Origin of the sequence: Chryseobacterium sp. YIM B08800 (genome assembly GCF_026163565.1) — a bacterium.
GTDB lineage: Bacteria > Bacteroidota > Bacteroidia > Flavobacteriales > Weeksellaceae > Chryseobacterium.
In genome coordinates, this window is sequence record NZ_JAPDKN010000026.1 from 1 (window position 1) to 16,576 (window position 16,576).

General features: G+C 27.5%; 14 protein-coding genes and 1 other RNA gene. 3 read left to right on the plus strand and 12 right to left on the minus strand.

Annotated elements, in window-relative coordinates:
* The first annotated feature begins 209 nt into the window (after positions 1-209).
* Positions 210-611, plus strand: a transfer-messenger RNA (tmRNA) gene (ssrA, locus tag OEW74_RS10955).
* A 176-nt stretch (positions 612-787) separates the two neighbouring features.
* Here ssrA and OEW74_RS10960 read toward each other — a convergent pair.
* A complete protein-coding gene (locus tag OEW74_RS10960; protein ID WP_265428530.1) occupies positions 788-1,318 on the minus strand; it encodes an antirestriction protein ArdA in 531 nt (176 codons plus the stop codon).
* A 906-nt stretch (positions 1,319-2,224) separates the two neighbouring features.
* Between OEW74_RS10960 and OEW74_RS10965 the strand changes: the two genes are divergently transcribed.
* Positions 2,225-4,141, plus strand: coding sequence for a hypothetical protein (locus OEW74_RS10965; RefSeq protein WP_265428531.1), 1,917 nt, complete (start codon positions 2,225-2,227; stop codon positions 4,139-4,141).
* Position 4,142: 1 nt separating this feature from the next.
* Entirely contained in the window at positions 4,143-4,718 is a 576-nt protein-coding gene (locus tag OEW74_RS10970) for a hypothetical protein (protein WP_265428532.1), read from the plus strand.
* A 274-nt stretch (positions 4,719-4,992) separates the two neighbouring features.
* Here OEW74_RS10970 and OEW74_RS10975 read toward each other — a convergent pair whose 3' ends face one another.
* From OEW74_RS10975 to OEW74_RS11025, 11 genes are all read right to left on the minus strand, one after another.
* A complete protein-coding gene (locus tag OEW74_RS10975; RefSeq protein WP_265428533.1) occupies positions 4,993-5,217 on the minus strand; it encodes a hypothetical protein in 225 nt (74 codons plus the stop codon).
* A 6-nt stretch (positions 5,218-5,223) separates the two neighbouring features.
* Positions 5,224-5,658 (minus strand): hypothetical protein, encoded by a 435-nt coding sequence (locus OEW74_RS10980; RefSeq protein WP_265428534.1) that lies wholly within the window; start codon positions 5,656-5,658, stop codon positions 5,224-5,226.
* 7 nt (positions 5,659-5,665) lie between these two features.
* Positions 5,666-6,022 carry a hypothetical protein gene (locus OEW74_RS10985; RefSeq protein ID WP_265428535.1) on the minus strand — a complete coding sequence of 119 codons (357 nt, stop codon included), beginning with the start codon at positions 6,020-6,022 and terminating at the stop codon, positions 5,666-5,668.
* Positions 6,023-6,301: 279 nt separating this feature from the next.
* Positions 6,302-8,251, minus strand: a complete 1,950-nt coding sequence (locus OEW74_RS10990; RefSeq protein ID WP_265428536.1) for a UvrD-helicase domain-containing protein — start codon at positions 8,249-8,251, stop codon at positions 6,302-6,304.
* A complete protein-coding gene (locus tag OEW74_RS10995) occupies positions 8,233-10,389 on the minus strand; it encodes an ATP-dependent nuclease (protein WP_265428537.1) in 2,157 nt (718 codons plus the stop codon). The genes OEW74_RS10990 and OEW74_RS10995 overlap by 19 nt, the downstream gene beginning before the upstream one ends.
* A 26-nt stretch (positions 10,390-10,415) precedes the next feature.
* The gene (locus tag OEW74_RS11000; RefSeq protein ID WP_265428538.1) at positions 10,416-10,763 is read right to left on the minus strand and encodes a hypothetical protein; all 348 of its coding nucleotides are present in this window, start codon (positions 10,761-10,763) and stop codon (positions 10,416-10,418) included.
* A gap of 116 nt (positions 10,764-10,879) precedes the next feature.
* Positions 10,880-12,298, minus strand: coding sequence for a caspase family protein (locus OEW74_RS11005; RefSeq protein WP_265428539.1), 1,419 nt, complete (start codon positions 12,296-12,298; stop codon positions 10,880-10,882).
* A gap of 21 nt (positions 12,299-12,319) precedes the next feature.
* The gene (locus OEW74_RS11010) at positions 12,320-13,573 is read right to left on the minus strand and encodes an AbiH family protein (protein ID WP_265428540.1); all 1,254 of its coding nucleotides are present in this window, start codon (positions 13,571-13,573) and stop codon (positions 12,320-12,322) included.
* A 34-nt stretch (positions 13,574-13,607) separates the two neighbouring features.
* Positions 13,608-15,023, minus strand: coding sequence for a hypothetical protein (locus tag OEW74_RS11015; protein ID WP_265428541.1), 1,416 nt, complete (start codon positions 15,021-15,023; stop codon positions 13,608-13,610).
* Between the two features lie 216 nt (positions 15,024-15,239).
* The gene (locus OEW74_RS11020) at positions 15,240-16,133 is read right to left on the minus strand and encodes a hypothetical protein (RefSeq protein WP_265428542.1); all 894 of its coding nucleotides are present in this window, start codon (positions 16,131-16,133) and stop codon (positions 15,240-15,242) included.
* 157 nt (positions 16,134-16,290) lie between these two features.
* Positions 16,291-16,545 carry a helix-turn-helix domain-containing protein gene (locus OEW74_RS11025; RefSeq protein WP_265428543.1) on the minus strand — a complete coding sequence of 85 codons (255 nt, stop codon included), beginning with the start codon at positions 16,543-16,545 and terminating at the stop codon, positions 16,291-16,293.
* Positions 16,546-16,576 lie beyond the last annotated feature (31 nt).

The window sequence follows — 16,576 nt, forward strand, 5'->3', positions numbered from 1 at the left end:
CTAATTTATAAATCTGTCTTTCTTAATACAAACTTACCATTGCAATGAAAATCCCGCAATGGAGTGGCGGAACGAAGTGGAGCCGCGTAATGAGGAATTGTAATGAAAAGCGGGATAAAGCTCCAAATAAAAAATATAATTGAAAAAAGCTTTCATCAATATTAACGGTATTTAAACAAAAACAGTATCTTTGCATTCACTTTAAACATGGGGTTGACTGGTTTCGACAGCAAGACCAATGGGTAAGTAAGCATGCAGAGAACCGTAGCGCGATCTCTTTAATCCCTTGCTACAAAATTTTAACTGGCAACGAAGAGTTCGCTCTTGCAGCTTAATATCGAAGTATAGTAGATCAAGCGTTTTCCCGAAGATTTCAGTAGGGAAGCAAGATATTCCACAAATGCTCTGTTCTGCGGCGTTTGATTCTGGGATATAGTAATGCGGAAATAAGGTTTTAGACGCTTCGGCTAAAACTCGAAAATTTTAGAAGATAAGCTGGAAGTTGGGCGTCTGCTCTCTGCCTCCAGTCGAAAACCAATAGCAGAATAAGCATGTAGAAATCTTATGTATTGCTTGTTTGGACGAGGGTTCGAATCCCTCCAACTCCACTTTTTAAGCTAAAGAGAATTTGTAAATTATTGAATTTTAAATAATTACATTTTCTCTTTTTTGTTTTTGTACCCAAAATTGTACCCGAGTTTTTGAAATTTACTTTTTTAAATCTGTTTGAATTCAATTAAACCTATTTGAACTTTAATATTTACAATCGGGTTATAATACAAATATACTAAGATTTAAAATAGTGTCCGTTACTTTCAAAATAATCAAACACCAGATTCCGTGCTGTACTTTCCCAATCAATATAAATATAATTTGGTAGGCTGTCAGGAATACTCTCTTCTAATATGTACTGAGCAAATGTTTCATCGTCCGAATATTCACCAATATAATAATTTATTATTCCATCATAAACACTTTGAAAATCCATTTTTCCAATACAATCAACATAAGCTTCAAAGATTTCAAGACTATAACCAGAATCATTTACTTGTTCGGCAATCTCGTAAATTTCGGGAGATAAAAAACTTTCTCCCACTAATCCTAATTTTTCAAAGAAAGAACAGTTTTCATAATCTTGCATCATAAATTCAGAATCATGTTCGTCTTTATGAAACTCTTTCATCGCCTCTAATAGTTCGTTATAATCTGAATAATCAGCTAAATTGAGCCTTTTTCCGTAAAGGCTTCCGTTGTTGTACTTTGCATACGTCCCTACATAGACACTGCAAGAATCAAGACAATTTTGTAAATTTGTCATGTTGATAAGTTTTAGATGCGTTAAAATTTATTGATGTTGCCTATCGTGTTCGTAGCACTTTAGGCATTTTTTATATATTATTGTGAGAATCTATATAGAAAAAAGAACTTGAAACAGTTCTTTGACATATTAATAAAGTCAATATTCATGCCAATTGACAGAGATTTTAACTTTAAAATTAAAGTTTTTAAAATATTTTTAAGCAGAGACCGCTACAGACAAAAACTGTCAAAAAAACATCAATAAAACATATCTTTTGAAGAGTATAGCCAGTAGAAAATGTAAGTGGAAAATAAAAACAGATCCACAAAAAACAAATAAAACAAAACCTACTTTTGAGAAAATGTTTGACAGTTGGTGGGGGGCAGCAAAGAAAACAACTCTCATACCCTCTAGCTTATCTATAGAGACTACTGTCCTTACACTCATTATATATTTTTTGGTGTTAAATTGTTGTAAATTCTACTATAAAGACTGTTTGAATTTTTGAGAGAGATTAGATGGGGGTACTTTTGTATGTGGAGATTTACTATTGTCTTTTTGCACAGAAAATTTCATAAAATATATTTTTAATAGTTCATTATTGGAAAATTTGGGTGGGGTAATTATAGTAAAATGGTATAAATGATAATTTTATAATAATATTTAATTCCTAAATTCTAAATTTATGAAATTTACTTACCCTACCTACTTGTTTTATATTTCTGAGATCTAAATAATAAATTAAAACACTGTTTAAATACTACAATACACAAAGTCATCAATCCCAACCATATAAAACTGTCAAATAAAACTTCATTAATAAAATCTAAAAAAATATAACACGTCAAGTTTTGTCGCTTCAGAGAGATAGTTTTGCTTCAGAAACGTTTTGAAAAAAAATTATTAATTATTAAAACAAAACTTATGGAAAATTTTGATGATGAATTTGGAGATTTATCACAATTCAAAATTATCTCCTTTGAAGAATTAAGCAGAGGGATATTAGGTAAAGGAAAAGATCCTTTTGAAGGCATAAGAACCAACAAAACATTTGACGAAATCTCGAATGAATACGCATTAAGCACTCCTTTTGGAAAGAAAAGTGCTTTTTACAAACCTACTACTGAAGATTATGATGCATTATCCGAAGATTTTTATACTGGTGGAATTAATTATGAACTTCTTGCAAAGGATTTAAAAGAAAAGCTAGGATTGATAGAAGCATTTTTATTTGATCCAGAAATTTACTTTTTAGGAGACAAAACTATTTATTCAGGTTCGTCTTCAATGGGTATTCCTGTATTTAGTACTATTAAAGATAACAGACCTTTTGCATATAAAAAAGGAGAGCAAGAAGTTCTGGCAACTTTTGATTTAGCTAAATTGAATACCCGAAAGAATTTATTAAGCAATTCTTATACGTTTGGGATTTATTTTGATAATGATAAGGTAACTTATAATCTTAATTTTATCTATAAAGACGGAGAAGATAAGAAATTTCAAGATGCAGAAACTAAGCAAACATCTAGTCCTACGGACTTTAAGCTAAACGATGAATATATAGCCATTAAACTCTTTACATCAAATGTCGACACATTTATAGAGTTTTTACGAATTGTTAAGGGAAATTCTGATGCGGAATACATGAAAAAATCGGTTATCCGTTATTATCAAGGTTTTTTTGCCACTGCCGAAGGCAATCCTAATATTGTTGATGGTTTATATGAAAATATTCCTGACTTTGTCTTGGAAATCCTTACAGATGAAATGCTTTGGAAAGATTTTGTTTCACTTTCTGAAAAAGCTATCAATGCATCTGGTACTAATGAAAACCTTTCGGTTATTAACTTATTGAAAGGAGTGAAAAATCCAAACTGGTGGTATAATCAAATCAATACAAATCCTGATTCTGTTCGTAAAATATTTGAAAAACTTAGCAATAAATATATTGAAGAATTAATTACATCTTTTTCAAGAATTGGGTTAAAGAACTGGACAAATAAGGAACTTGAACAGGCCTGGAAATTTGATATTGATTACGAAGACTATAAGCCTTCTGATGATATTAATGATCCTTATATAAGATATACTGGCTTTGCTTATTATTTGGAAAAGGACAAGAAATATAGAATAGGGACAGCATTATTTGCATATGATAACACTTCTATTGTAATGCCATATAATGAAAAGGAAATTGGAAATAAAATTAAATTGCCTTTTAGTCCTATGAAAATAGTAGTTGAAGAAGGTAAAGAATTATATATACCTTGTTTTGTTGCTGAATATTTTACTAATAAAAAAATAGATGAAGAATTTTGGATAATTCTTAATAATATTGCTTCGGGATTATTACCAGAAATTGAAGCAAAATTAATTGGAAACTTTCTTAAAAATTTAAAACAAGAAAGCGAACTTTTAAAGAAACTGCGTAAGTTTACAAAAATAAAAAACACAGTTCCAAATGAGGCTATGCCAATAGATGGTAAATTATATGGGATTGCAGAAGTGGAAGATGGATTACTTAAAATAGATGGACAAATAATTCCAAAGTATGGATCCGTTGATTTTGTAATTACAACCGAAGGAAAATTGCTTTTAGGAAAAAAACATCATTTTTTAGGCAATGCACAGGATGTCCTAGCAGCAGGAACTTTAAAAATAGTTAAAGGAAAAGTCTTAAACATAAGCAATTTTTCAGGACATTATGCACCATCAATTGATGAAGCTACACAGTTTCCTGAAATTTTTAAAACTTTAGGTATAGATTTAGAGAAAGCATACCTTGAAACAATGGAGTTAATAAATAATAAACCTGTATTTAAAACAACAAAAATAAAATAATATGCAAACAATAAATTATATAAAATCAATAATTGAAAATCCTAAAATTGACTATACCGAAACCCTGAAAGATTATTTTAAAAACGAAACCAAGAGTATTAAAATAGAAACTTTCATAAATGCAACAAAAGAAGGAATTATCACATCTATTTTTCAATCAAATCAAGAATTATGGATAGACTTTGACAAGTCAGATTGGATAGCAGTTTTAAAAAGTGTTGACAGAATAGACATGCCTGAAACTTTTGATATTAAATTAATAAATACTAATTGTTTTGATGATTTAAAACTACTTAACAAATATTTAAAAATCAATCCCTTTGAATTGTTATTTGAAGCAAAAGATACAATTGCAAAAGAACATATAATAGATTGCTTTAAATTTGGAATGCAATTTTCTGGTTTATTTTTTGAAGATGAAGCTTTTTTTAAGGAAACATATGATGATTTTTGGAATATTTCCTATAGCGAACTTAAAGAATATTCTCAAAATCTAATTACGGATGGGTGCAAAAAACGATTAGATACACCAGAGGAATTATCTTCTTGGTTAGAAGAGAAAATAAAAACAATCTAAATTTTTTCGATTTTTACTATAAGGAAAATTTCAAATGAGGAGTACTAAAATTGGTAAATGTAATATTTGGTGTATCAACCCCAAAACAATTACAAATAAATCTTTTTCTAATTTTACTACCCAAAAAATAAGGGATGAAATTTTAGAAGATTTAGAAAAAGTATAAAATTCAAATTTAGAAAACCGTCCAAAAATGAGCGGTTTTGTTTAATTTTGTAGGCAATATCCAATAAAGTGTGTAAGTTAAAGTCAGGTTTGAATTTTATAATCTATATCATTCTTCTAATAATTGTTTTTTCAATAGTTCCTCTAGAGGATTTTGGGGTTTGCTAGTAATGACTGTTTTTAAATCCCTTTCGGATAATTTGGCAAACTCAATAGTCTTTAATATGGAGTAAGCAACATCTTTTAAACCTAACTTTCGGAGTGATATTCTGATTTCTTTGTCGGTGGGAAACTGACTGTCATTTTGCTTTAAATAAATTTTGTGATTTTTCATATTGTTTTACTTTTTCTTATTCATTTTTTTGTAATCATAGAAAACATAACCTGTTCCGTGAATATCCAATAGTATTGCCCTATCTGGACACAGTTTTAGTAAATAATAATTTTCATCGTCTGCTATTTTGTAATCATAAAATTTTATTGGATATTTTGGAAATTTTATTTTTTGTGAATTATCAAACAAATCATCATCAATATTGATAAATGTTTTGCTATTGTTAAATAATTCGTTTGTACAAACTACTTTTGATTTATTACTTCTAGTATTAAAAGTACATACAGTAGTCATATTGATATATTTAACGTGTTTTCCGTACTCAATAATTTCAATTACATCATATCCGTAGGAAAATGTAATTTTATTTTTATCATGGTACACCTGTGCTGATAGGAAAAAGCTGTAAAATAGTCCTGTGAATAAAAATAACCGTTTCATGCTATCCTTATTTACCAGAATTGGCTGTATCAAAGGGATTTTCATTTGCTCCCATAAAAACTGTCCCCATTCGTTTATACTTCATTGGTTTTCCTGCAACACAAACCGAATACATTCCATTTCCTTTCTGTTCTGAAATTCTTAAAAAGATTACATCTTTCTCGGTACAGTCATTTTCAACAGCAATATGCTTTCTTAAATCTTCAATTGTAGCATCACCACGTTTTAACCATGATTGGATTTTTTTGTCAGGTTGAGGTTCTTGATAATTTTTAGGAAGATCACACTTATTGTCCTTTTCTGTCTGTTGGGCAAATGCAATTGCTGAAACTGTTATCAATAATGCTGATAAAAACTTTTTCATATAATTTAATTTTTGAATTTATGATTAGCTTCTCGGTAAACAGCTTTTCTGAAAAATAGAAAAGCAAGTGGTTCTCACTTGCTCTAGTTCTGAAGGCTCGGCAAAGCCTATGTTACATAGAAACAGGATAAGCCACTTGCCATATGACAAGTGTGCTGAACTGTTTGCATTTTGTAACATTTTAGAATTTTGCCGATTCACAGAACAAAAGCAAAAGTTTTTACACTTTTATTTTCCGATAAAATTTGAATTACAAATATATAAATTTTGATTCAATATTTAGAAGTCATCAATATTTATGGTATTTTCTTCACCAAACCAAGCTATTGCAGTGTTTATAACAGATGGTTGCGGATTATGATAGAAAACAGCTAATTTTTCTTTAGAACGAGTACAGCATACATAAAATATTTTTTCCGTTCTTTCTTTTATTTTAGGATAACTTGACAATTTAGATTTTGTTTTTGATTTTCCTTCAACTAAAGATTTATATACTGTACCATCATCAAAAACATATTCAAAATTATAATTATTCCAACCTCCTCTATCTAATATAACAAGGACTTTTTCAAATTCTCTTCCTTTTGTTTTATGTTGGGTTGAAAACGGAGTAAACCCTTCTAAATAATTATATAAATTAATAAATTCAGAATATTTAACCTTAGAAATTCTATTATAAACATATTGCTTATTTTGTATAAACTCATAGAGTTTATCGTCAATATAAACCAATTTATATTCATCTGCTTTTTCAATTACATCACCAATCGTTTTTTCATCAGTTTTTGAAAGAGCTTCTATATGATCTTGTAATATTTTTTTGTCTTCAATTGAATTAATCTTATAATCTGTAATTTTCAAAAATTCATTATATCTCTTTTCATTGTATAGCCTTATACAATTTTGGATTTTAAATAAATGTTTTAATAAATTATCTCTTTTTGTTCCTTTCTTGATTAAATCTTTTTCATTTTGTTTTTTATCGTCCGTAAGAATATCACTATTTAGGTAAATTTTTCTAAATGAATTAAATTTATATGATTTAGCTTCGTTAAAGAGATCAGTATTTGAATTTATAAAATCCGACATTTTACCACCATTAGGAACTTGCCCAGATTTTTCTATTGCATCTCCAAAAGTATCATTTTCATCTATTTGAATTTGTGGATTATTTTTTAAGAAAACATCAACAATATATTTATATTCTAATATTTGGTCATTGTTATAAATGTCCATTAAGGATCCAAATTGAGATTCTTTTGCGATGAGATTATGAGTTAGATTTAACTCTTTACACTTTAAATTCCCGTCTTTATCTTTCTCATTAAAATCCCATTCTAAATATTTTCTAACTTTATCCAAATTATTTTCCGCAGAATATAAAAATCTAATTTCCCCTTCCTTAATTGTACCATCTTCATTCATATTTGGGGGAATAGGGTTTGTTTTTTCCAATTGCGGTAATTGCTCTAGACCATCATTTCTTACTTTATTAGCTAAATTAATTACATTCAGTGGACTTCTTCTGTTTTCTAGCTTCTTAACTTCTTGAACCAAACCACCCGCATTTTCTTTATACTTATTTAAATCTCCGATACCATCTTCATAAATAGATTGCATTGCATCTCCGAAAAAACCTATTATATTCTTTTTTGAACCCTTTCTGAAATGATCTAGAAAAATCCTTATCACTAATTCACTAGTATCCTGATATTCATCAATCAATATAAAATTAAATTTATCTTTGATTATATCACATAATTTTTCATAGTTTTCAAATAAATATTCAGCAATTACTAATAATTCATCATGTGAAATTATCCCTTTAGATAAATTTAGATTTTCCATATATCTAATACCTTCGGAAAACATTTCTACACTAGGATTTTCTATATTTATTTTTTTCTGCAAAGGATTATTAGCTTGGGTAACTATTGCATATTTTAATTCGTTTTGAAAATTTTTTATACAATCCCATAAGAAGTCATGAATGGTTAAAACCTGTAGGTTTTCATGATCTATACGCTCTTCAATTTCTTTAACAGCAGAATTTGTATATGTAATACAGGCAATTTTATGATTTGGAAACTTATCAATTATTCCAATTATACACTGCACTAATGTATACGTTTTTCCACTTCCTGCTCCCCCGCTTAATAAAAAATTATCTCCTTTTTCTATATGATCAAAAATTTGATCTATTTCACTTTTTAATTCTCTTTCAACCATAACAGACCTTCTTTTATATATTCAGGAATTTCCCAATTAGAGTAATCATCATTACTATGATATAAGATATCTAAAGCAAAATGGGTTTTCTTATTAATACATTCATTTGCTAGATCATAAGAATCTTTATTTTCATCATCAAAATGTCTAGGATTTTTAACTCCTTTGAAACTATCTATTTTACTAATAACTAAATTCTTATTTTGTGGTATAACTAAAAAAGAGTCTTCAAAGCTTCTTGCGGTATATCCATCATAATCAGTTTGATAAGTAATACATAAAGTTCCATTTTCATTTTGAATCCATTTATCATCTGTTTTAATTAAACATTTATCTTTTAATGTGAGAGATTTTAATTCTTCGAGAGTTTTATTATTTAAGAAAAATCTAAGTGCTGGGTTTGAGTAATCTTCGCCTATTGCAACTCTACAAGCTTCATTAACTATTATTTCTTCATTCTTTTTATTTAGTTTTTTGACCTTATGTGTACTGTCTAAATCTGTAAGAATAAGAGTTTTTACACCTATAAAGTCTATAAAAAGTTCAAATATCTCAGAATAAGCTCCAACCTCGATAATTGAAATATTTTGAGATAGTAATGGGATTTTTTTCTCTTCTTTATCAGAGTGAGATAACTGAATATCTATTTTCTTCATTATTGTTGGTAGAAGTATACGCTCCGTATCTCCCTCTATTAAAATAGCCTTGTCAGCAAAAAAAATTTCTGCCCTACTTATAGTAAGATATTGTTTAAGAAATTGATATTGCTTTCCCGTTTCATCATATAGATTTTTTAAATCCTTTAAATTTTTAGAAGTTATAGTATCTGTCTTTTTTAAATATTTAATTTCATCAAAATCACTATCTGCAACAATATGAGAAGAATGTGTAGAAATTATTGTCTGTAAGCTACGGCAAATCTCAAATTCTGTATTATCAACATTTTTAATTGTTTTTGATATTTTATCTCCCACGATTGTTCTAATATTTTTTATAAAAACATATTGCATTTGTGGGTGAGTATGTGCTTCTGGTTCTTCTATAAACAATAAATTAATATCTGCGGGAGCTTCTAATAAAGACCTTTGAAACTCATATTTTTTTATTTCAATTTCAAAGATCATGCTTATAAGATTTAGGTATCCCAAACCATTATAGTGTTCTGGTAAATCCGACAGTTCATGTTTATAGTAAACAGTTGTATTACCTTTTAAAAGTTCTCTAGACTGTAATGTGGAAAGTACGCTTAATACTGATTCATTTTCACGTATTCCACCTAGACTTTTTATTTTTTCAATTATGTCTTCAAAAAAAACTTTGTAAATTTTTGATAATTCTTCATCAGTATTAATTATAGTATCATGAAAATCATCTATTTTCTTAGCTTCATTTTCATCATTTTCTTTTCTTTCGTATATCTTTGAAGTTTGTAATGATAATGTCTTATCTGTTTCTTTGTTCGTAACATCTCTTCTAGCTGAAATGTATTTAAAACTAATGAAATCAGATATTTTCAAGTCTTCAATTAATATATAGTTATCCTCAATTATTTTTTGTGAAGTCTTGTCATAGAAAATTGATTTTTTCCTAGTTTCAAAATATTTTTGATAATGTAATTTGAAAAATTCCGAAAATCCTTTTACATTATATTTTTTAGGTAGCTCACAGGCTTCTGCCTCAGCTTTTTTAACATTTTCACGATGTCTATATTGTGCTAAATCTTTCCTGATTCCTAAATAATTTTTATAACTTAAATAATAATCAAATCCTAATACAATATGGTTATTTTCGGGATCAAGATCTAACATTAATTTTTGAATATTGATGAAACTATCAGTATTATTATACAATACTAATATTCTTAATGAAATACCATTGTAGCATTTCAGATACTCTTCTTCAGAAAGCTCTGTAGGATCTTCAATAAGAATTTGCAATTGTTGTTTAAAGGACAAATTAAAGTCTTCAATTGAAAAATTATTCTTATCACTTTGATTTAAAAATTTATCCAGAACTGTAAGAATAGAAGTTTTACCTGAGTTATTTTTTCCTATAACCAACGAAATTTCATCTTCTAAGTCAATTTGAAAATCAGAAAGTATTCTAAAGTTTTTAATAAAAAGTTTTTTTATGTTCATGGTTACTGTTTTTTGTTTATTAATGATTATAAATTAATAGAATAAAAAACAATTTGTTCAAATTCAAAACTTTCAGATTCTCTATCAAACCCTCGACTTACAGCATATGTTTTTCCTTGAATCTTACGAAAATCTTCGTAATACTTTATCATGTAATCAAAAAAAACTTTAACTTGATTTTCTGAAACATTTATTTTTGCTTTTCCATACAATTCAACCCATTCTTGTATAGATAGATTATTGGCATACTGCTTCATTGCATTTGGATATATATTATCCTTACAGTGCAATATTAATTTATTAAATAAATCAATTCCAATTTCTTCCTCTAATACTTTTTTAAAATCTCCAATTTGTTCTTTAATGTGTTCCATAATTATTTATCTAGTAACACAAATTTATAAAATGACATTTAATATTTTTTTTAATTGTCACAATTTTTAACACGAATAAGATTATAATCAGATTTCCTAATAGTATCTTTTATCAGTTATTTTAATACTCTATTTATTTCAGTTCCAATTAAAATATTAATTTCATTATTAATTAATCCAAAATTATTAATCAAATCATTTTTATTTATAAACTCATCTTCAAAAATATTCCATTTAAAACGTTTTTCAATTTCAGTATTGTCCCATCCTTTTTTTATATATTTAGTTAAGCACCAATAGACACGAATTTTTCTATCTGTGGTAATAAAAAAAATTGAGCAAAGAAATGAGTTAAGGTTAGGATAGTTACTTTTAATATCAATAGTTATTTGTTCATATGGGTAAGTAGTTGTTAAATTATATCCGCTTAATTCTTTTTTCGTTCTTGTTACCGTATATGGTTTATTAAACCTTCCGAACATATCAAGACGATTAGGCGTTTCAACAGTTTCATATGATGTATCTTCATAAGTTGGCTCAGCGTAAAACTCCTTGTATTGAGAAACATATTGTCCAATTTGAGTTAAATTCAAATCATAATTTAAATTACTAAGGAATTTGTGCTTATATTCATAAAGGTTTTGAAATTCTTCCTTAGGCTTAAATTTCTCAACACAACTCTTAACATCTTCAAAAAAATATATTATTTCTTCTTGATTTAAATGTTTACCAGCGTCTTCCTTAATTAGATCTTCCAAAGATTTTGTAGGAAGCGAATCATTTTCAGAAGAATCTTTAATGTTATTAAGTGTATTAGGGATTGTCTCCAAAAATGCATTTAATTCGTCATTTTTTTTACAAAAATTTTCTGTGAAATCAGCTTGAATAACAAAAAAAGGTGTTTGTTCAGAAATCTTTGTAAACTCATCAGAAATATAATCTATAATATCTTTGTATCTGATATTATTATCAGAATATTTTTTTATTGCATTAAAAAAGCTAAGAGTAAAAAAACTAAACTCTTGATCTTGATATGAACTTTGAATATTAAGAGATGAAAATAAAAAATAACAGTTATTAAACTGAGATTGTGTAGATTTTATATATGTATCAACTTTATTAATATCTTTTATATAATTATATCCAGACTCACAAGCATCAACAATCTTGGTTACTAATTTAGGATTTAAAGATTTTAATAAACTATCCAGTTCTGAGTTTTGTAAACTTGTTTGTTGTTTTTTATCTTGCTCAAAATCACTTAAAATATAATAAAATTCATTTTCGGAATATAGTCCATGCCCTGTAAAATAAAAAAGTACTTCATTTATTTGGCTGAATTTATTTTGACTAATAAAATTTACTAATTCGTTTTTAATAAATGTACTATCTGTATTATTGTTAATGAATAATATATTATCATACTTTTTTGTATGTTTTATTAATTCATTAAAAAAAACAACATCATTTTTACACCCTGGTAAATTTTGTACATTTTTATATGAGGAAACTCCAATAAGTATTGCTAAATTCACTTTTTAATTATCAATTTTTAGTTATAGTTTTTCTAACATATTTTCTAATTCCAAATTATTACTATCAATTTTTAATAAATCTTTTGTTTCAAATGGAATAAGTTTTTTTCTTAAATCAGCTTTGTTTTTGAATAGCCTTCCAATCTGATATGTCTTTTCAATATAATCGGTCGTATCAATTGTCAAATCTTTACTTCCAAATGATTTGTCATAAGTAAGAGCCTTAATTTTCTTACAATTAGGATTATTAAAAATTGAGCTTAACATTGTCTTATCAGACATTCCGCATGAATGCCCCATAATATAAACCTCAAACTCATCAGAATCAATAAATTTTAAAAAAGTCTCATAATTAGGAGTTCTCAAATACCAATAGGTTTTAACATATTTAAGGCATTCATCGTATTTTTCCAATACTTCAAAATTGGTTTCTTCCTCATCCCCATATCCAAAAATCATAGGATTATCTTTATCATTTAACTTTCCATGAATATAAATAACATCAGTATTTGGAACTGTTTTTTGAATTTCTTTTACATAACTTTCAATAGTAGAGGTATAATTAAAATTCAAAAACAAAATACTATTTGGTTTAGGTTTCTTCGGTTCTTTATTTGTTGTAATAGTTTTGGGCGTACTATTATTTGCACTAATTTTATAACTCACTGCTGACTTTGGTGCAGCATTATGTTCTATTGGTTCTAGTAATTGAGGAATCAAACTGCTCTTTGAAACATTATATTTGTTAGATAAATATTCTTCCTCAATTTTAATCAGATAAGCGTATAGTAAACTTTGGAGAAATTGAAAACCATTATTAAGTTCTAAAATTTCTTTTTCCTTATTTTCAGATGATAATTCACAAAGAATTTTATAATATTCATTTTCAATATCAACCCAATTATATTCCTTGCAAGACGAGAGAAGTTTAGATATTAAATTGCTTTTTATCTCTAAAGTATATTCACGCTCTTGAATTCTTCCCCTATAAGTGTTAGTTGGAGTACCTCCAACATAAACACTCATGCCACTTTCCTGCTCAATATATGCGTAGAAATTGTTTAAGTCCCATTTATCTACATCATCATTTCCATTATTTAACCAATTTTTATAATAGCCACTTCGCATTACTGATAATAGTTGATCGGTGTACTTATTATAATTATTAGCATATTTAAATGCATTCCTTAAATAATCAAGTATAAAATCTTTATAGGAGGTTTTAATTTTATGAGCTAGATCGAAACCATTGCCTATTAATATAAGTCTATTCATAATTTGGATTTACACAAAGATAATTTAAATCTTATCAGCCCCATACTTCTTTAGTCAAATTTGGAGCATACCCAATTTCACGAATAAAAATATCTTCAATCATTTTGTAAACAATATCTAAGTGTTGTTTTTTAACCACAATACAATCATGTAGAGTAAATAGGGGGATTTTTCTTTTGAAAACATTATTGATTTCTCTTGCAATTATATTTACCATAAAATGAGATTCTAATTGAAAAGTCAGGTAAGACAGTTTTTTATGCCAGTCAGACTTTTTAAAATCTCTGAATTTCTTTCGTTTATACCTTAAAAGTAAATTATTTATTGTAGGGAAATACTTTGCAAAGACAGTTTGCTCATTTTTGTAGGCTATAGGTTTGGCAAACAACATAGATAAAAATCTTTTTTTACTGTATTTTCTTAAATCATCCTCATCACCATCAAAGGCTCTATTGAACTGTCTTTGAAAGTTTTCTTCAAAGTATGGAAGCTTTGTAAAATCATTCATAAAGTAATTGTATAACTTATTATTTAGTATCAAATCCTTGAAATGCTGTATCTCCTTATCAGAAGGCTTTACAGAGTTTTTTACTAAGATATAATGATATAAGAGATCTTTACTATTAATCTTAGTGGTAAGATCTGTAGGTTGTAGGGTATTGTAGTTATACAATATGTATGATAAAATAAATGGTACTGAAGAAGACAGATCTATTTCAGAGAGCCTTTCATTATCATATTTTAGGTGCTTTCTACAAATTTTAGGAAATTGTGTCAAGACTGTATGTAGTCTTCCATCAGTTTCAGGATTATGATGAAATGTGTAATGCCCATTTTTTAAATTCATCACCCGAACTGCATTTAAAAGATATTTTTGATAATTTCCTGTTTTTTGATATTCTGTATAAAGGTCTTTTAAAGCCGATTTCTCATCTAATTCAAATCTTTTGGTATCAAAATAGTTAATAGTAAAGCCAAACTTCTTTCTTACTTTATTTTCAACAAATGGAGGATTCTCCTTTTTTATTTTATTTACAAAAGACTGTCCCGAAAGTAATATCAATTCCAATTCCCCATTCCCCCAATAATATTCAGGAAGTCTATAAGAAAAACATTTGCCTTCTTCATAATTGTTTCTCCAAAAGAATCTGCCTTCATTGGGTAAATTAAGATATAAATAATCCAGATGTAATTTTGAAGCTCTGAAAAAACTTTGATTAATATTGGCACACATAGGTGTATAATGCTTTATCATGAAATCCATATCATTTTTATTATTATCAGGGCAATTGTCATAGGTTTTATCCATATTTTGATAGGCTATGTCTTCAACAAGTTTTGAGATAAAATAATAGATATATTCTTTATTAAATTCGAAAGAAGGTGGAAACTTGGCAAGTCTTTGATCTAAATTTAAATTTTTAGGGACTAATATATAATGTTCATTCATTGTTTTACAGATTTATTTAAAAAAGGGCATAGCGATAGCTCATACAGCTTATTTGCTATACTTTTTGAGGATTTATGTTGTCTTAAAATTTTAGTTGATTTTTAGGCTGTTATTTGAGATCCAAGCCCAACTGTATGGAAGAGTCTTATGATATGACAGAAGGTTAATCTTTAATGAACGTTTGTCATAAAATATATACATGACATTTGTACAATTTTAATGATTGATGAGTAATTGAAACTTTTGAATTAAAGCCATTTCGATTTCTTGTTTGATGGTAAACAAATTATATTTTTCCAAAGTATTTATAAATTCTAATCGTTTGTCATAATAATGGGTTTTTGACTTGGAAAGCTTTAATTCTTTCCAGTAAACAGAACTTTTTCCCATATTAATAATATGCTGTTCTTTGGCATTTATATTTAATGCTTCAGGAATAGCATCTATAATAATCATATCATTAAATCTTTCCATAAGTAAATCAAAAAGGATTTTCAAAGCTTCCTTATTCCCACAATGAGAAAGATTGTAGATTCCCAATTTATTGAGCATTCTACTTTTCATAATTTTGATTTCAAATCGAAGTAATTTTTTTGAAAGGTTGTACTGTAACCCTTTGTCGTAACATTTTATATAATAGTCTGAACTGTTATATTGTTTATAAGTTCCTTTTCCATGAAAAGTATCATATTGGTTAAATTCTTCAAAATTGTACATCAATAAATGATTGTCAATAATGGTTTTGGGAGATTTGGAAAGAGTAATGTTCAATCCAAACTCTAAATTAGTCATTCCACATTCAGCACTATTAATCTTAAAATCGGCTTCTAACATAGAAATTGCTTCACAAAGATTACAATAAGTGAAATCTGAATGATTCTGAGGTTTTAATCCCTTTTTATCATTGTGATACTTATGTAAGGAGTTTCGTATATATCCTGTTCTATTTGTTATTCGAGCCTCCATTGTATTTTGATAGGATCTGCAAGGGTAACATATTTGACCTGTTCTATAATCTAGTACGTAAGTAGTTTCCAAATCATCATTTTGCTTGATGTTTTGTTCTAGAATATCTTTGTCTTTTGTAAAAACTTTTATAAAATCTATCATGTTTTTTGAATTTTGATTAAATTTTGACATAGTTGTAGTATTCCATAAGTTGGAAAACCATGGTTAAGTCAAAGGTTGATAATTAAGTTTGTGGGAATAGAAAGACAGTTTTTTAATTTTATAAGAACTATATTAAAAACAACTGTCAAAAGAAGTTTTATGATTTAAGGTGTGCTTGTACATCAGATTTACAATAATACACACGTTTTCCAATTTTCTTGGCTTTTAAAATACCCTGATTATTCCAATGAAACAATGTTGTCAAACTGACATCAAGGAGTTTTGCAGTTTCTTCACGAGTATAAAACTGTTTCTCGTTTTCCAGATTGTGGTTTCCTTTGTTAAATTTTTCTAATTCTTCACGAACTAATTTCTGTATGAATTGACCGAAAGAATCTAAATCGATTTGCATTAATTGAATGGCTTTGTTACCTATATTTTAA

Coding starts and splice junctions, on each gene's coding strand:
- OEW74_RS10960 (WP_265428530.1), bottom strand. CDS start 1,318: ATGACAAATTTACAAAATTGTCTTGATTCTTGCAGTGTCTATGTAGGG.
- OEW74_RS10965 (WP_265428531.1), top strand. CDS start 2,225: ATGGAAAATTTTGATGATGAATTTGGAGATTTATCACAATTCAAAATT.
- OEW74_RS10970 (WP_265428532.1), top strand. CDS start 4,143: ATGCAAACAATAAATTATATAAAATCAATAATTGAAAATCCTAAAATT.
- OEW74_RS10975 (WP_265428533.1), bottom strand. CDS start 5,217: ATGAAAAATCACAAAATTTATTTAAAGCAAAATGACAGTCAGTTTCCC.
- OEW74_RS10980 (WP_265428534.1), bottom strand. CDS start 5,658: ATGAAACGGTTATTTTTATTCACAGGACTATTTTACAGCTTTTTCCTA.
- OEW74_RS10985 (WP_265428535.1), bottom strand. CDS start 6,022: ATGAAAAAGTTTTTATCAGCATTATTGATAACAGTTTCAGCAATTGCA.
- OEW74_RS10990 (WP_265428536.1), bottom strand. CDS start 8,251: ATGGTTGAAAGAGAATTAAAAAGTGAAATAGATCAAATTTTTGATCAT.
- OEW74_RS10995 (WP_265428537.1), bottom strand. CDS start 10,389: ATGAACATAAAAAAACTTTTTATTAAAAACTTTAGAATACTTTCTGAT.
- OEW74_RS11000 (WP_265428538.1), bottom strand. CDS start 10,763: ATGGAACACATTAAAGAACAAATTGGAGATTTTAAAAAAGTATTAGAG.
- OEW74_RS11010 (WP_265428540.1), bottom strand. CDS start 13,573: ATGAATAGACTTATATTAATAGGCAATGGTTTCGATCTAGCTCATAAA.
- OEW74_RS11015 (WP_265428541.1), bottom strand. CDS start 15,023: ATGAATGAACATTATATATTAGTCCCTAAAAATTTAAATTTAGATCAA.
- OEW74_RS11020 (WP_265428542.1), bottom strand. CDS start 16,133: ATGATAGATTTTATAAAAGTTTTTACAAAAGACAAAGATATTCTAGAA.
- OEW74_RS11025 (WP_265428543.1), bottom strand. CDS start 16,545: ATGCAAATCGATTTAGATTCTTTCGGTCAATTCATACAGAAATTAGTT.